The following is a 16,931-nucleotide window of genomic DNA, read 5'->3' as shown; positions in this document are numbered from 1 at the left end:
AGGAGACTGAAGTAGGACTAGATTCATTTCATGGCGGACACCAAGCGTGAGATCGAGCGGAAGTACGAGTCCGACGAGAGCGGCCTGCCCGACCTCACCGGTGTGGCCGGAGTCGCGACCGTCATAGACAAGGGCGTGGCGGAGCTGGACGCCGTCTACTACGACACGCCCGATGAACGCCTCGCCGCCGCCTCCATCACCCTGCGCCGTCGCACGGGAGGCAGTGACGCCGGCTGGCATCTGAAGTTCCCCGTCTCCGCCGGTGTACGGGACGAGATCCGCGCCCCGCTCTCCGACACGCTGCCCGACGATCTCGCGGGGCTCGTGCGTTCCCGGGTCCGGGAGGCCGAGTTGGTCCCGTTGGTCCGCCTCGTCTCCACGCGTGACGTCAGCGATCTGCTCGACGCGGACGGCATCCTCCTCGCCGAGGTCAGTGTGGACGCCGTGGTCGCCGAACGGCTCACCGAGGACGGCCGGACTGCCCAGTGGTCCGAGATCGAGGTGGAACTCGCCGACGACGGCGACCCGGCCTTCCTCGAGAAGGTCGACAAGAGGCTGCGCAAGGCGGGCGTACGGCCGTCCGACTCACCGTCGAAGCTGGCCAGGGCCCTCCAGGAGACGGCACCCAAGAAGGGCAAGAAGAAGGACAAGAAGCGGGAGAAGGCCCAGGCGCCGGGTGAGCCCGTCACCCCCGGTGATCATGTTCTCGCCTACGTCCGCGTTCAGCGTGACGCGATCATCGAGCTCGATCCCGCCGTCCGCCGTGATGTCTTCGACTCCGTGCACAGCATGCGGGTCGCCACGCGCCGACTGCGCAGCACCTTCAAGTCGTTCGGGACGGTCCTGGACCGGGCCGTCACGGACCCGATCGGCGAGGAGCTGAAGTGGCTGGCGGGGGAGTTGGGAGTCGACCGTGACCAGGAGGTCCTGACGGATCGGCTCACCGGGGCGCTGGACGACCTCCCCGAGAGCCTGGTGACGGGCCCGGTCCGTGAGCGGCTGCGCGCCTGGGCGGGGAAGGACGGCGGTGCGGGCCCCGGGCCCGAGGTGATCGAAGCGCTGGACGGCCGGCGGTATCTGGAGCTGCTGGAGTCCCTCGACGCCGTGGTCAAGGATCCGCCGCTGCTCAAGGCCGCCGAGGGCGACGCCGAGAAGGTGATCACCCAGGCGGTCAAGAAGGACTTCGCCAAGGTGGCGGCCCTGGTCGAGGAGGCCGTGGCACAGCCGTCCGGCGCCGACCGGGACCTCGCCATGCACGAGGCCCGCAAGAAGGCCAAGCGCACCCGGTATGCGGCTGAGGCGGCGGGCCCCCTCCTCGGCAGGCCGGCCAAGGTGGTCGTCAGGGACATGAAGTCCCTGCAGAGCCTCCTCGGCGACCACCAGGACAGCGTGATGACCCGCGAGGCCCTGCACGACATCGCCCTCCACGCCCATCAGGCGGGGGAGAGCGCCTTCACGTACGGGCTGCTGTACGGCAGGGAGGAGCGGCGGGCGGAGCTGGCGGAGGGGGCGCTGCCGGGGACCTGGGCGAAGATCAGCGCCGACATGCCCTTCTGACGACCGGGCGGACGGCGCCGAGGGCCGGGTGCCCGGCGGCCCGCCGGTCGGCCTGCCGGCAACTGGGCGTGCGAGGGGTGCCTCCCGGGGCGTTACGCTAGATGGTCACCCTCCCCCAGCCTCCGGCCGGGGGTGCCCCCAGTCAGCTCACGAAGGTAACCCCCGCGATGTCTGTCGAGTCGGTCTTCCCACAGCTTGAGGCCCTGCTCCCGCATGTGCAGAAGCCGATCCAGTATGTGGGCGGTGAGCTCAACTCCACCGTCAAGCCCTGGGAGTCCTGCGACGTCCGCTGGGCGCTCATGTACCCGGACGCGTACGAGGTCGGTCTGCCCAACCAGGGCGTCATGATCCTCTACGAGGTACTGAACGAGCGCGAGGGCGTCCTCGCCGAGCGCACCTACAGCGTGTGGCCCGACCTCGAACAGCTGATGCGCGACAACGGCGTGCCGCAGTTCACGGTCGACGGCCACCGACCGGTGAAGGCCTTCGACGTGTTCGGTCTGTCCTTCTCCACGGAGCTGGGCTACACGAACATGCTGACCGCCCTGGATCTGGCCGGGATCCCCCTGGAGTCCAAGGACCGCACGGTCGAGGACCCGATCGTGCTGGCCGGCGGCCACGCGGCCTTCAACCCCGAGCCGATCGCCGACTTCATCGACGCGGCCATCATCGGCGACGGCGAGCAGGCCGTGCTCGACATGACCGAGATCATCCGAGCCTGGAAGGCCGAGGGCCGTCCCGGCGGCCGCGAGGAGGTCCTCTTCCGCCTCGCGAGGACGGGTTCGGTGTACATCCCGGCGTTCTACGACGTCGAGTACCTCCCCGACGGCCGCATCGGCCGCGTCGTACCCAACAAGTCGGGCGTCCCGTGGCGCGTGTCCAAGCACACCGTCATGGACCTGGACGAGTGGCCGTACCCCAAGCAGCCCCTCGTCCCGCTCGCCGAGACGGTCCATGAGCGCATGTCGGTGGAGATCTTCCGCGGCTGCACCCGCGGCTGCCGCTTCTGCCAGGCGGGCATGATCACCCGCCCGGTCCGCGAGCGTTCCATCACGGGCATCGGCGAGATGGTCGAGAAGGGCCTGAAGGCGACCGGCTTCGAGGAGGTGGGCCTCCTGTCCCTCTCCTCCGCCGACCACAGCGAGATCGGTGACATCGCCAAGGGCCTGGCGGACCGGTACGAGGAGGACAAGATCGGTCTGTCCCTCCCCTCGACCCGCGTGGACGCCTTCAACGTCGACCTCGCCAACGAGCTCACCCGCAACGGCCGGCGCTCGGGTCTGACCTTCGCGCCCGAGGGCGGCTCCGAGCGCATGCGCAAGGTCATCAACAAGATGGTCTCGGAGGAGGACCTGATCCGGACCGTCTCCACCGCGTACGGCAACGGCTGGCGTCAGGTGAAGCTGTACTTCATGTGCGGCCTTCCCACCGAGACCGACGAGGACGTCCTCCAGATCGCCGACATGGCGACCCGCGTGATCCAGAAGGGCCGCGAGGTCTCCGGCTCGAACGACATCCGCTGCACCGTGTCGATCGGCGGGTTCGTCCCCAAGCCGCACACCCCCTTCCAGTGGGCCCCGCAGCTCTCCGCCGAGGAGACGGACGCCCGGCTGGAGAAGCTCCGCGACAAGATCCGCGGCGACAAGAAGTACGGCCGCTCCATCGGCTTCCGCTACCACGACGGCAAGCCGGGCATCGTCGAGGGCCTGCTCTCCCGCGGCGACCGCCGCATCGGCGCCGTGATCCGCGCGGTCTACGAGGACGGCGGCCGCTTCGACGGCTGGCGCGAGCACTTCTCCTACGACCGCTGGATGGCCTGCGCCGACAAGACCCTCCCCGCCTTCGGCGTCGACGTCGACTGGTACACCACCCGCGAGCGCACCTACGAGGAGGTCCTCCCCTGGGACCACCTCGACTCGGGGTTGGACAAGGACTGGCTCTGGGAGGACTGGCAGGACTCCCTCGACGAGACCGAGGTCGAGGACTGCCGCTGGACCCCGTGCTTCGACTGCGGCGTCTGCCCCCAGATGGACACACAGATCCAGATCGGCCCGACGGGGAGGAAGCTGCTGCCGCTGGCGGTCAAGCAGCCGGCGGGGAGCGGGCACAGCCACTGAGCGCGGGCAACGTCATGGGGTGTCCGAGGGAACGACAGGTTCCCTCGGACACCCCATGTGCGTGGTACCACTCCAGCCGCCGCGCATGGGAGAGCCGAGCGTCCGTCATGCGCCGCCGTTGGTGACGTCTTCGGTCGGCCGCAGTGTCACCTTGGTCCGGGGTCTGGGCGCGTCCGCGGCGTTGCCGCTCGGGACCGCGCGGGCCTGCAAGTCGGCCAAGGCCACGAGGAGTTCCGGGCGCAAGCGGTAGGGGGCCCTCGCCCGGGGCGACGGACGACACTCGATCCCCCGGCACCCAGCTGCGACTTGCCGTGTCACCGCGCATAAAGTGACGGAGGTCGGCGGCAGAGGACACGAGGGCGAACGGGGCGGGAATTTGCAGACGTGTGGCTGGATCCGGACAGGTCGCTGAGGCGTCTACGTCGTTATGGACCTGGAGAAGCGGCCCGCCCAGCAGCCCGTTGAGCCGTCGGCGCGGCAGACGCCCGAGCGCCAGACGCCCGAGGGGTGTCTCACCGTCGCGATCCGGGTGCCCGTGCGGATCGTCGTGCTCGTGCTGGTCGTGCCCGTGCGGATGGTGTGGGACGCGCTCGTCGTGGGCGGGCGGTTCCTGATGGATGCCGTATTGCGGCCGGTGGGGCGGGCGTTGCTGTGGGTCGGCAGGGCCGTCTTCGTGTGGCCGTGGGTGGCGTTGTGGCGGTACGTCGTCGTGCCGGTCGCCAAAGGACTCGGCTGGCTCGGGTATCGGGTGCTGGTCGTGCCGGTCGTGTGGGTGTACCGGTATGTGCTGACGCCCGTGGGGCAGGCGATCGCCTGGGCGGCCGCCGGGGTCTGGGCCGGGGTGGTCTGGGTCGCCACCGGTGTCGGGGCCGCGCTCGTGTGGCTGTATCGGTGGACGCTGGCGCCGCTCGGGCGTGGCATCGCCTGGCTGGCCAGGGGGATCGGGGCCGGGATCGCCGCCGTCGCGGTCGCGTTGTTCACGGCCGTGGTCTGGCTGGTGCGGTACCTCCTCGTCGTACCGGCCGTGTGGCTGTACCGGTATGTGCTGACGCCCGTGGGACACGCGATCGCGTGGGTGGCCCGTGGTGTCGTATGGCTCGTACGGATGATCTTCACCGGGCTCTGGCTCGGGATCTACTGGACGCTGCGCGTACTGCTCGTGCTGCCCGCGCTCGCCGTATGGCGGTGGGTGCTCACGCCGGTCGGGCGGGTCCTCGCCGTCGTCGGACGGGAGATCTGGGACGCCCTCGGGCACGCGTGGCGGGTGGCCGGGCGGATCTCGCTCGCCGTTGGACGGTTCCTGGCGAACCTCTTCCGGTGGATCTTCGTGGAGCCCACGCGGTGGGTGTACCGGACCGTCCTCACACCCGCCGGTCACTTCGTACGGGATGCGGTGTGGAAGCCGGTCGCGGCCGTCGCGAGCACTGTGGGCCGTACCACCCGGCAGGCCCTGGCCACCGCCCGCGAATCCGTCCGCCAGGCACGCGCCAGTGTGCGGTGGGCGCTCTTCGGACAGCCGGGGGAGCCGAAGCCGGTCGCCCGGAGGGAACCGGGGGCGGCCGAGACACGTACTCTTGGTAGCAGTACGACCGCACTCACGAAGGACTGAACGACACTGGGCAAGCGACAGCCCGAAGGCCCGCCGCCCGCACCCGCGGTGCAGCGCATCCGACTGCGCTACACCAAGCGCGGCCGCCTCCGGTTCACCAGCCACCGTGATTTCCAGCGCGCCTTCGAGCGTGCGCTGCGCCGTGCCGAGGTGCCGATGGCGTACTCGGCGGGGTTCACGCCGCATCCGAAGGTGTCGTACGCCAATGCCGCACCCACCGGCACGGGCAGTGAGGCGGAGTATCTGGAGATCGCGCTCACCGACGCGCGCGACCCCGAAAAGCTCAGGATTCTGCTCGACGAGTCGCTGCCCACCGGGCTCGACATCATCGACGCGGTCGAGGCCCGGACCTCCGGGCTCGCCGACCGGCTCACGGCCTCCGTGTGGGAGCTGCGCCTGGACGGCGTGGACCCGGCGGACGCCGGGCGTGCGGTCGAGGCCTTCAAGGCGGCTGACCTCGTCGAGGTCCAGCGCAGGACCAAGAACGGCGTACGGACCTTCGACGCCCGGGCCGCCGTCGTCGACCTCGACAGTCTCGACGCTCCTGAGACGCACAGTCCGAGGGCTGATAGGCCGACGGACCAGCCCTGTGCGATACTGCGGCTGGTTGTTCGGCACGTGACGCCTGCCGTACGACCCGACGACGTCCTGTCCGGTCTCCGCGCCGTGGCCGACCTGGCGCCGCCGGTCCCCGCAGCGGTGACCAGGCTGGCGCAGGGGCTTTTCGATGAAGAGACCGGCACGGTGACCGACCCGCTCGCGCCCGACCGCGAGGCAGCGCCGGCCCCCTCAACGGCCGAACCCGCTGCCGCCGCGAAGGCGTCGGCGCCGGTAGGCCCCGCGTAGGGACGGACGTCGTAGCGCCGCCCTTGTATCCGGGAGCCACCTGGGTCGGGCAGCGCACTGACCACAAGACTTTCGCCAGGCCGTACGCAACATGGCGTACGGAACCGGCGAGACAGGACACAGAGAGCTCCCGTGCGGCGCCCGCGCCCCGGACGGCGGCAGTCGCGCACGACGCGAGCCGCGGACGTCACCGGCCACGCCGGACCCGGGTGCGGCGCCCGGGAGCCTGACGGGAGAAACGCCCGCATGCCCGAACAGATCGAATCCGCAGAGCCCGTGCAGGGCTCCGAACACAACACGCCGAGCGACACCCTGCCGCCGCGCCGTCGCCGCCGTGCCGCGTCCCGCCCGGCGGGACCGCCGTCCGCCGCGTCCGAAGCGGCCGCGGAGACCACCGCGCCGGCCATACCGGCCGCCGAGTCCGAGGACCTCGCGGCCACCGATGAGACGGCCGAGGTGGCTGAAGTGACTGTGCCGGACGAGACCGCTGTGACCGCTGAGGTCGTCGCGGATGTCGAGGTGGACGAGGAAGCCGACGAGGCTGCCGCCGCTGCCGAGGCGTCTGCAGCCGTCGAGGAGGCGGCGCCCGCCGGTCGTACGCGCCGTCGTGCGACCCGTCGGGCCTCCGCGCCCGCCGGTGCGCCCAAGGACGCCGAGGTCGTCGAGGTCGTCGAGACCGTGGCGCCGGCCGCCGTCGAGAGCGCCGCCGAGGCGCCCGCTGCTGTGGAGGAGGCCGCGCCTGCCGGTCGTACGCGTCGTCGTGCGACCCGTCGGGCCTCCGCCCCCACCGGCGCGCCCAAGGCCGCCGTGGCCGCGCCCGAGACCGCCGCCGAGGTCGAGGCCCCCGCCGCTGAGGCGCCTGCCGCCGTTGAGGAGGCCGCGCCCGCCGGGCGTACGCGCCGTCGCGCCACACGCCGGGTGTCCGCGCCCGCCGGTGAGCCGGCCGCCGAGGTCGTGGAGGCTCCGGCGGAGGTCGTGGAAGCTGCCCCCACCGCCGTTCAGGAGCCCGTGGAGGAGGCGGCCGAAGAGGCCGCGCCGCGTCGTACGCGTCGTCGCGCCACACGCCGGGTGACCGCGCCCGCCGAGGCGCCCGAGGCTGAGGCCGCCGACGTGGCCGAGTCCGTCGCCGCCGAGACCACTGCGCCCCAGACCGTGCAGGCGGCCGTCGCCGAGGCGCCCGCCGCCCAGCCCGTCGAGGCGCCCGCCGCCCCGGCTGCCGAGGTCGAGGACGTCGCCGCGCCGCGTCGTTCCCGCCGTCGGTCCGCGCGCAAGGCCGCCGTCGGGTTCTCGGAGCCCGCCGCCCCGGCCGCGGACGAGACACCGGCCCGTCCGGCGCGGCCCGCTGTGGCCGTGTTCCAGGCGCCGGTGTTCACCGAGCCGATGTTCCAGACGCCGGAGCGGGCCGCCGCGCAGGCCGCCGCCGAGGCGGAGACCGAGACCGTGGAGGTCGAGGAGCCCGCCGAGACCACCGACTTCGGCGGGTTCGCCGAGGAGGAGAGCACCGGCGGCTCGCGGCGTCGCCGTCGACGCCGAGGGGAGCCCGCCGAGGCGGAGCAGCCCGTGGCCGCCGCCGTGGTGGCCGACGAACCGGAGGAGCCCGAGGAGCCCGAAGAGGGCGCCGAGGACGCTTCCGAGGGTGACGAGTTCGGCGAGGAGGAGTCCACCGGGTCGCGGCGTCGCCGTCGCCGGGGTGGCCGTCGCCGTCGTCGCGGCGAGTCCGCCGAGGACGCCTCCGAGGGCGACGAGCTCGCCGCCGAGCAGGCCGCGCAGGACGCCGAGGACACCGCCGAGCAGCAGGACGAGGACGCCGAGGACGAGGCCGACGAGCGCGAGGAGTCCGGCTCCAGCAGCAGCCGTCGGCGCCGTCGCCGTCGTCGTCGCGCCGGTGACTCGGGCACCGAGGCCGAGGCGGGGACCGACGACCCCGAGCGCACGGTCGTCAAGGTCCGTGAGCCGCGCGAGCGGCGCGCCAAGGACACCGAGCCGTCCGACGAGGTGCAGTCCATCAAGGGCTCGACCCGTCTTGAGGCCAAGAAGCAGCGCCGTCGCGAAGGCCGTGAGCAGGGGCGTCGTCGCGTCCCGATCATCACCGAGGCCGAGTTCCTCGCCCGCCGTGAGGCCGTCGAGCGCGTGATGGTCGTCCGCCAGAGCGGCGAGCGCACCCAGATCGGCGTCCTCGAGGACAACGTGCTCGTCGAGCACTACGTCAACAAGGAGCAGTCGACCTCGTACGTCGGCAACGTCTACCTCGGCAAGGTGCAGAACGTGCTGCCGTCGATGGAGGCCGCCTTCATCGACATCGGCAAGGGACGCAACGCCGTCCTGTACGCCGGTGAGGTCAACTTCGAGGCGCTGGGCATGGCCAACGGGCCGCGGCGCATCGAGTCCGCCCTCAAGTCCGGCCAGTCCGTGCTCGTCCAGGTCACCAAGGACCCGATCGGGCACAAGGGCGCGCGTCTGACCAGCCAAGTCTCCCTGCCCGGCCGCTACCTGGTCTACGTCCCCGAGGGGTCGATGACCGGTATCAGCCGCAAGCTGCCCGACACCGAGCGGGCCCGGCTGAAGACCATCCTCAAGAAGATCGTTCCCGAGGACGCGGGAGTCATCGTGCGCACCGCCGCCGAGGGCGCGAGCGAGGACGAGCTGCGCCGCGATGTCGAGCGACTGCAGGCGCAGTGGGAGGACATCCAGAAGAAGGCCAAGAGCGGCGGCAGCTCAAACGCACCGTCGCTGCTGTACGGCGAGCCGGACATGACCGTCCGGGTCGTCCGCGACATCTTCAACGAGGACTTCACCAAGGTCATCGTCAGCGGCGACGAGGCGTGGGAGACCATCCACGGATACGTCGCGCACGTCGCGCCCGACCTGGCCGACCGTCTGCAGAAGTGGACGTCCGAGGTCGACGTCTTCGCGACGTACCGCATCGACGAGCAGCTGATGAAGGCGCTGGACCGCAAGGTGTGGCTGCCCAGCGGTGGTTCGCTGGTGATCGACAAGACCGAGGCCATGATCGTGGTCGACGTCAACACCGGCAAGTTCACCGGCCAGGGCGGCAACCTGGAGGAGACGGTCACCAGGAACAACCTGGAGGCGGCCGAGGAGATCGTGCGTCAGCTGCGGCTGCGCGACCTCGGTGGCATCGTCGTCATCGACTTCATCGACATGGTCTTGGAGTCCAACCGGGACCTGGTGCTGCGGCGCCTCCTCGAGTGCCTGGGACGCGACCGTACGAAGCACCAGGTCGCCGAGGTCACCTCGCTGGGCCTGGTCCAGATGACCCGGAAGCGGGTCGGGCAGGGCCTTCTGGAGTCCTTCTCCGAGACCTGTGTCCACTGCAACGGGCGCGGCGTGATCGTGCACATGGATCAGCCGACGGCCGTCGGCGGTGGCGGCAAGCGCCGCAAGCGCGGGCGTGGCGGTGCCGAGACCGACCACGAGCACGTGACCGAGATCACCGAGCCGGTGGAGTCGGCCGAGCTGGTCGAGGCCGAGGTGGCCGCCGAGGTTGCCGAGCCTGTCGCGCTGCCCGCGGAGTTCGAGCCGGACGAGGAGCTGTACAGCAGCGTCGCGGAGGCCGAGGCGTCGGTCGCGCGCGGCCGTTCGCGTCGCCGTGCGACCCGGCGGGCGTCCGCGCCCTCGGGGGCGCCGAAGCCGCGTGAGGCCGTGGCCGTCACCGTCTCCGAGGACCGTGCCCCGAAGTCGCGGGAGGCCGCCGAGGCGGAGCCCGTCGCGGTGGAGGACCCGGTCGTCGAGATGCCGGCCGCCGTGCCGAGCACCGAGGAGGCCGCGCCCAAGGGCCGTACGCGTCGTCGGGCGACCCGGAAGGTGTCCGCCCCGGCGGGCGCGCCGGCCGGGGCCGCGGCCGAGGAGGCCGTGGTGACGGTGGCCGAGCCGGTCGCGGAGCCCGTGGCCGAGCCCATGGTCGAGAAGGCCGCTGAGCCGGTCGCCGAGCCGGTGAGCGAGCAGGCCGCACAGCCCGAGGCGGCCGCCGCTGCCGAGAGCGCTGCTCCCGCCCGTCCGCGTCGGCGTGCCGTGCGCAAGGCGACGGCGCCCACCGCGTCCGCGGAGACCGCTGTGGTCGTGGTGCCGTCGGCTCCCGCCGAGGGCACGTCCGAGGCTCCGGCTACCGAGGCGCCCGCCAAGGCGGCGCGGAAGACGGCCAAGAAGGCGACGGCGAAGAAGGCCGCCACGAAGAAGACGGCGGCTGCCAAGAAGACGGTCGCGAAGAAGGCCACGGCCAAGAAGGCGGCGACGAAGAAGGCGGCCACGAAGAAGACCACGGTGGCCGCCGAGCAGACGTCGGCCACGGTCGCGGCTTCGACCGACGAGAGCTGAGCCCTGCGGGGCGGACGCTTGGTCCGCTCCAACTGGTGCCCCTGCCGGGCGGTTTCACCGCCGGGCGGGGGCACCGGTGCGTTCAGGGAGAGGAACTTCACACCGGGCGGGGAGATTTGGGGACGTTTGCCCGCCTCTTTTGTCCCACAGGCACCCCTCCCTCTCGGGGCACGGTGAGGCGCCTGTAAAACTCACGTAGTCACACGAATCTGAGGCGGGACGGGAACGGGGAGGGGATCGCATGGCGCGCGTGCGCCTGAAGGACACTGGGCGGCACCGTGCTGTGAAGCCGGTCGGGGTGGGACGCAAGGTGGTGGCGCTGGCCACCGTCCTCACGGCGGCCGGGGTGCAGGCGGCGATGTCCGCCGGCACCGCGCAGGCCGCTCCGACCTGGACCGAAGGCCCCCTCTTCAACGACCCGTTGGGCGAGGAGAGCGAGCAACTCGCGATACGCACGCGGCTCATCGAGCTGACGGCCGCCGCGCTGCCCGGCTCCACCATCAAGGTCGCCGTCTACCACGTGTGGGAGGCGCCCGTCGTCGACGCGCTCGTCGCCGCCAAGGACCGGGGCGTCAACGTCCAGATCCTGCTGGACGAGTCGAGCATCAGCGACCGCCCCGCCAACACCGCGTACGGCAGCCTCGCCGCCGCGCTCGGCACCGACCGTACGAAGGGGTCGTACATAGCGACCTGCCCCGTCGACAAGTCCTGCCTCGGCGACCCGAAGTACGGGCAGTCGATCATGCACAACAAGTTCTGGCTGTTCTCGGCGGTCGCGGGCGCCACGAACGTGGTCGTGCAGACGACGTCCAACTCGACGCCCTCCGCGCACACCAAGTTCTTCAACGACGCGCTGCTGCTGCCGAACAACCCGACGATGTACGACGCGTACGCGGACTACTTCGACACCCAGGTCGCGCAGGACTGGGCGTCCTGGGAGTACCGGACCGTCAGCAACGGCCTCTACAAGGCGTATTTCTTCCCCCGGGCCGGGAGCAGCCGCGCCACCGACACCGTGTACTCGGTGCTCAACAACGTGCAGTGCTCGTACAAGGACAGTGCCGGGGTCACGCAGAAGACCTGGGTGCGGGTGGCGATCTTCAAGATCACGCGGATGGCGATCGCCGAGAAGCTGGTCGCGCTGAAGAAGGCCGGCTGCAACGTGAGCATTGTGTACGCGGAGTCGGACAGCGCGAAGAGCTCGGGTGGTACGGCGGGGACGTGGGAGAAGATGCACACGTCCGGCGGGCCGACCGTGCGCTGCTACAACGACGACCGGGACCCCGTGAACCCCGGGCAGAAGCTGATCACGCCGTACATCATCCACTCCAAGTACATCCTCGTGGACGGCATGTACGACGGCGTCCGCAACAAGATCAGCTTCACCGGCTCGGGCAACTACACCGGGCCCGCGCTGCGTGAGAACGACGAGTCGATCGTCAAGGTGGACGACGACGCCGTGCACGACATGTACCGGACCCACTTCAACAAGGTGATCGGCGTCGCCTACCCGGGCAAGGCCGACACCACGGACCTGTGCAAGGGCGTGAAGCCGTTGCCGGCGGACGGCGAGAAGCCGGCCAGGTGACGGGCGAAGGGGCGGCCGGGTGATGCGGGAGGGGCTCGGTTTGACCCCTTCGGGCGTAGCCCCGTAACCTTGACCGTCGGCGTGTCCGTAGGTAGAGACGCGTCACATCCCCGTAAACCTCATTCCTTCCGCGCGCCGGGCGCCGTGGGAGAGGCTGCTCGCATGTCGGGCGGCTGGACTGCGGGGGTGCCGTTCCCGAGCGAGAGAGTGAGATCCGCGTGTACGCCATCGTGCGCAGCGGTGGTCGCCAGCACAAGGTTGCTGTCGGCGACATCGTTGAGGTTGACAAGATTTCCACTGCCCAGGTTGGCGACACGGTCGAGCTCTCGACCCTGCTCGTTGTCGACGGCGACGCTGTGACCAGCGACCCGTGGGTGCTGGCCGGCATCAAGGTCCAGGCCGAGGTCGTGGACCACCACAAGGGCGTCAAGATCGACATCCTTCGCTACAAGAACAAGACCGGCTACCGCCGTCGTCAGGGCCACCGCCAGCAGTACACGGCGATCAAGGTCACTGAGATCCCCGCGGCTGCGAAGTAAGGGACTGAGGAGAGATGGCACACAAGAAGGGCGCATCGTCCACTCGGAACGGTCGCGACTCCAATGCTCAGCGGCTCGGCGTGAAGCGCTTCGGCGGTCAGGTCGTCAACGCCGGTGAGATCCTGGTCCGCCAGCGCGGCACGCACTTCCACCCGGGCTCGGGTGTCGGCCGCGGCAAGGACGACACGCTGTTCGCGCTGAACGCCGGTGCGGTCGAGTTCGGCACTGCTCGTGGGCGCAAGGTCGTGAACATCGTTCCGGTCGCCTGAGTCTTCTGACTCGCCCGGTCTTTCGACCAAGGCTTCCGTAGAGCGATTCGTCGAGGCGGACCTCACTTCTCGTACGGGATTCCGTACGGGAAGTGGGTCCGCCTTTGACGTGTTACACGTAAGACATTTCCGAACACCACGCATAGCGCGTATCTGGAGGCACCCACCATGACCACCTTCGTGGACCGCGTCGAGCTGCATGTCGCCGCGGGTAACGGAGGCCACGGCTGTGCCTCCGTCCACCGTGAGAAGTTCAAGCCGCTCGGCGGCCCCGACGGCGGCAACGGCGGCCGGGGCGGCGATGTCATCTTCACCGTCGACCAGTCCGTGACGACCCTCCTCGACTACCACCACTCCCCGCACCGCAAGGCCACCAACGGCAAGCCGGGCGAGGGCGGCAACCGCTCCGGCAAGGACGGGCAGGACCTCGTCCTTCCCGTGCCGGACGGCACGGTGGTGCTGGACAAGCACGGGAACGTCCTCGCCGACCTCGTCGGCCACGGCACGTCCTTCGTCGCCGCGCAGGGCGGCCGGGGCGGTCTCGGCAACGCGGCCCTCGCCTCCGCCCGCCGCAAGGCGCCCGGCTTCGCGCTGCTCGGCGTGCCGGGGGGCATGGGCGACATCGTCCTGGAGCTGAAGACGGTCGCCGATGTGGCGCTCGTCGGCTACCCGAGCGCGGGCAAGTCCTCGCTGATCTCGGTCCTGTCGGCCGCCAAGCCGAAGATCGCGGACTACCCGTTCACGACGCTCGTCCCGAACCTGGGCGTGGTCACGGCCGGCGACACGGTCTACACGATCGCCGACGTCCCCGGGCTCATTCCCGGCGCCAGCCAGGGCAAGGGCCTCGGCCTGGAGTTCCTCCGCCACGTCGAGCGCTGCAGCGTCCTCGTCCACGTCCTCGACACGGCGACGCTGGAATCGGACCGTGACCCCGTCTCCGACCTCGACATCATCGAGGAGGAGCTGAAGCAGTACGGCGGGCTCGACAAGCGGCCCCGGATCGTCGTCCTCAACAAGATCGACGTGCCCGACGGCAAGGACCTCGCCGAGATGGTGCGGCCGGACCTCGAGGCCCGTGGCTACCAGGTCTTCGAGGTGTCCGCCATCGCCCACATCGGGCTGAAGGAGCTGTCCTTCGCCCTCGCCGACCTCGTGGGCAGTGCGCGGGCCGCCAAGCCGAAGGAGGAGGCGACCCGGATCGTCATCCGGCCCAAGGCCGTCGACGACGCGGGCTTCACGGTCGCTCAGGAGGAGGACGGTCTCTTCCGCGTGCGGGGCGAGAAGCCCGAGCGCTGGGTCCGTCAGACCGACTTCAGCAACGACGAGGCGGTGGGCTATCTCGCCGACCGTCTCAGCCGCCTCGGTGTCGAGGAGGAGCTGATGAAGGCCGGTGCCCGGTCCGGCGACGGCGTCGCCATCGGGCCCGAGGACAACGCGGTCGTCTTCGACTGGGAGCCGACCGTCATGGCCGGGGCGGAGATGCTCGGCCGCCGTGGGGAAGACCACCGCTTCGAGGCGCCCCGTCCCGCCGTCCAGCGCCGCCGTGACCGGCAGGCGGAGCGGGACGAGGTCGAGAAGGCGTACGACGACTTCGAGCCGTTCTAGAGGGCGCGGGGTTCTTCGGGCGCCCGGGGGTTCCGCGGCGCCCGGCGGCCGGTGCTGGGCGCGGTCAGGTCCCGCGGCCGGCGCTTACGGGATACCGCCTGCACCCACCCGCGCCGCCCCAGCGGCACGACTGCCCCGCAGCCACGACCGCCGGGTACTCAAGGGGCGCGGGGAACTGCGCGATCAGCCACCCACCACCCGCAGTCGCCCTACGAGCGCATCCCCCGCGCTATGAGGCGCTGAAGTACCCGAACGACAAAAGGGCCCCGGAGGCTGTCCACCCCCGGGGCCCTTCGGCTTTCCCTAACGGAGCGCCTCCGTGTCGCTGGGCTCTCCTTCGAGCACGTCTTCCCCCGCCTTCCGAGGCGACGGGATCTCGTTGGCGAGGCGGGACTCCATGCGTACGCGGCGGTCGTCGGCCTTGGCGCAGAGCGCCTTCACCGCGGAGCCGAAGCGGACGAGGGAGGGCGGGTCGGAGGGGCCGAGGAGCTGTTCCTTGAGCTCGGCGCGGGCCTTGGTGTACTGGTCCTTCTCGGGGTCGCGGACCGCGTCGAGGAGGGCCGGGACGCCGCCCGCCTTGGGCGTGAGGACGACACGGCGGAGACCGTCGGGAAGGCCGCCCGGAACGCCGTCTCCGACAGACCGGACGTGTTCGCGACCGAGTACGGCTTCTCGCTGGACAGCCAGTCGGAGACGACCGACGAGACATCGCTGATCAGCAGGTCGGACGCGTTGAAGCAGGCGAAGATCGCGGGCCGCGCCTCGGTGACGATCAGGTGCTCCCACTCGGGGAACGACGCCCAATACGCCTTCTCCCACGCCAGCGTCGCCTCGGCGATGGCCGCCGCACGGTTCCCGCTGGGCGTGCCCTGCAGCAGCATCCGCTCCATCTCGTCCGCGCTGGCCCGGAACGACGTGGAGGTCAGCTTGTCCAACTCGGTGGTGCGGCGGTCCAGTTCGGCTGCGGCCTCGGGGCCGGGGCGAGCCCCGGACCGCTTCGTGTTGGCCTCCCGGATCATCGCCTTGATGCGCTCGTTCGCGGCCCCCGCGCGCGGGTCGACCGAGCCGGTCATCGGGTGCGGCTTGTAGAGCAGCCGGACCTTGTCGTCGGCGAGGAGCTTGCGGACGATGTTCTCGCCGGCCAGGACCACGGAGGTGTTGCCGGGGTTGCCGTCCCAGCCCTCCCAGGTGGGGGCGTAGAGGACGGTCGTGTACGTGCCGGTGGGCGGGCCCGCGTACGGGCGGATCGGCGTCAGCTGCGGGCGGCCGACCTCGACGATGTCCTTGTCCTCGACGCCGACCTCGGCGAGCGCGTACCGCTCGCGCGCGGCGGGACCGGCGACCCACACCTCGTCGTACGCCTTCGCGTACGGGTTGCAGGACGACAGCTTGTCGCTCTCGCCGTGGTTGATGAAGGCGTGCTTGATGGTGGGGATGCGCAGCACCTGGGAGGTCTTCGCGGCGTTCGCCGGGTGCAGCATCATCTTCAGCGTCGAGTTCTCCAGGGAGAACATCGACGACACCTTCGGGAAGCAGATGACAGGGACGTCCGTCGCGTCGATCTTCTGCACCATGAAACGCTCACGCAGCACGATCAGCGGCTTCTCCAGCTCGGAGAGCGTGGAGAGCCACATGTTCGCCTGGTACGCCGAGGTCGTACCGCCGGAGAAGTACATCGCGGTGGTCGGCTGGTACCGCGCCAGCCACCTGTCGAGCCACTCCATGACCTGCTGCTCGCTCTTCGCCCGCTTCTTCGGCAGCAGCCAGGTCGCCAGGTACGCGGTGCCCGCGACGAGGAGGGTGAGGCCGGCGCCGAGGCCGAGGCCGCCCCAGGTGGCGTCCCGCGTGGCCGCGGTGAGGACCAGGCCGGCCGTGATCGGCAGGGAGAACGTCAGCAGCCGGTGGGCCTGGCGGCGGGCCAGGATGCGCGGCGGGGCGGCGGTCAGGCGCAGCTCGGAGGCGTCGATGTTGCGGGTGACGATCGGCAGCGTCCGGGTGCGGCGCACCAGCACCGAGACGGCCTGGCAGGTGAAGTGCGCCACATAGAAGACACAGAGGCCGACCAGGAGCGGGGCCTGCTCGCGCAGCGGATCGATGCCGTCGATGCGCAGCAGTCCCACCAGGACCAGCATGTCGCGCAGCAGCTGGCGCACCAGCGCGTCGAAGCGGACCTTGCCCAGGGGCGCGAGCAGCCCGGGGTCCCGGTACTGCAAGAACGTGTCCAGGACGAGGCCCGCCGCACTGGCGGCGACGAACACGGGGACGTTCGGCAGCAGTGCGGAGACGATCTGGGCCGTGAAGAGCGCGAACATCGCGAGCAGCACGGACAGCTGCGCGATGCGGCGGGGTACGAGGCCTGCGGAGGGCACGGGCTGGGCTCCTGCGGACGGTGCGACGGACGGAGGGGGAGGGTGAGTCTGGGGGTGGCCTGAGGAGGCCGGTCCCTGACCGTATGACCTAGGGAGG

The 16,931-nt window shown here is 70.8% G+C and carries 9 protein-coding genes and 1 pseudogene; 9 read left to right on the top strand and 1 reads right to left on the bottom strand.

The annotated features are described in order from the left end of the window. Window positions 1-30 precede the first annotated feature (30 nt). The 9 genes from JIX55_RS18250 (at window position 31) to obgE (ending at window position 14,465) form a co-directional block, all read left to right on the top strand. Window positions 31-1,557, top strand: a complete 1,527-nt coding sequence (locus JIX55_RS18250; protein ID WP_257564374.1) for a CYTH and CHAD domain-containing protein — start codon at window positions 31-33, stop codon at window positions 1,555-1,557. 167 nt (window positions 1,558-1,724) lie between these two features. Then, window positions 1,725-3,674: a TIGR03960 family B12-binding radical SAM protein gene (locus JIX55_RS18245; RefSeq protein WP_257564373.1), complete on the top strand. Its 1,950-nt coding sequence runs from the start codon at window positions 1,725-1,727 to the stop codon at window positions 3,672-3,674. Between the two features lie 427 nt (window positions 3,675-4,101). Next, on the top strand, window positions 4,102-5,283 hold the full coding sequence (locus JIX55_RS18240; protein ID WP_257564372.1) for a hypothetical protein: 1,182 nt from the start codon (window positions 4,102-4,104) through the stop codon (window positions 5,281-5,283). Window positions 5,284-5,331: 48 nt separating this feature from the next. Further along, on the top strand, window positions 5,332-6,129 hold the full coding sequence (locus JIX55_RS18235) for a TIGR03936 family radical SAM-associated protein (protein ID WP_257564371.1): 798 nt from the start codon (window positions 5,332-5,334) through the stop codon (window positions 6,127-6,129). A 246-nt stretch (window positions 6,130-6,375) separates the two neighbouring features. After that, window positions 6,376-10,464 (top strand): Rne/Rng family ribonuclease, encoded by a 4,089-nt coding sequence (locus tag JIX55_RS18230; RefSeq protein ID WP_257564370.1) that lies wholly within the window; start codon window positions 6,376-6,378, stop codon window positions 10,462-10,464. A gap of 241 nt (window positions 10,465-10,705) precedes the next feature. Further along, window positions 10,706-12,052 carry a phospholipase D-like domain-containing protein gene (locus JIX55_RS18225; RefSeq protein WP_257564369.1) on the top strand — a complete coding sequence of 449 codons (1,347 nt, stop codon included), beginning with the start codon at window positions 10,706-10,708 and terminating at the stop codon, window positions 12,050-12,052. A 218-nt stretch (window positions 12,053-12,270) separates the two neighbouring features. Continuing rightward, window positions 12,271-12,591: a 50S ribosomal protein L21 gene (gene rplU / locus JIX55_RS18220; RefSeq protein WP_067245664.1), complete on the top strand. Its 321-nt coding sequence runs from the start codon at window positions 12,271-12,273 to the stop codon at window positions 12,589-12,591. Window positions 12,592-12,605: 14 nt separating this feature from the next. Beyond that, window positions 12,606-12,860 carry a 50S ribosomal protein L27 gene (gene rpmA / locus JIX55_RS18215; protein WP_257545414.1) on the top strand — a complete coding sequence of 85 codons (255 nt, stop codon included), beginning with the start codon at window positions 12,606-12,608 and terminating at the stop codon, window positions 12,858-12,860. Between the two features lie 168 nt (window positions 12,861-13,028). Next, window positions 13,029-14,465: a GTPase ObgE gene (gene obgE / locus JIX55_RS18210; RefSeq protein ID WP_257564368.1), complete on the top strand. Its 1,437-nt coding sequence runs from the start codon at window positions 13,029-13,031 to the stop codon at window positions 14,463-14,465. Window positions 14,466-14,768: 303 nt separating this feature from the next. Here obgE and JIX55_RS18205 read toward each other — a convergent pair. Then, window positions 14,769-16,834: pseudogene (locus JIX55_RS18205) on the bottom strand (hypothetical protein). Between the last annotated feature and the right edge of the window lie 97 nt (window positions 16,835-16,931).

Origin of the sequence: Streptomyces sp. DSM 40750 (assembly GCF_024612035.1) — a bacterium.
Lineage (GTDB): Bacteria > Actinomycetota > Actinomycetes > Streptomycetales > Streptomycetaceae > Streptomyces.
This window is presented reverse-complemented; position numbering and strand designations above follow the sequence as displayed.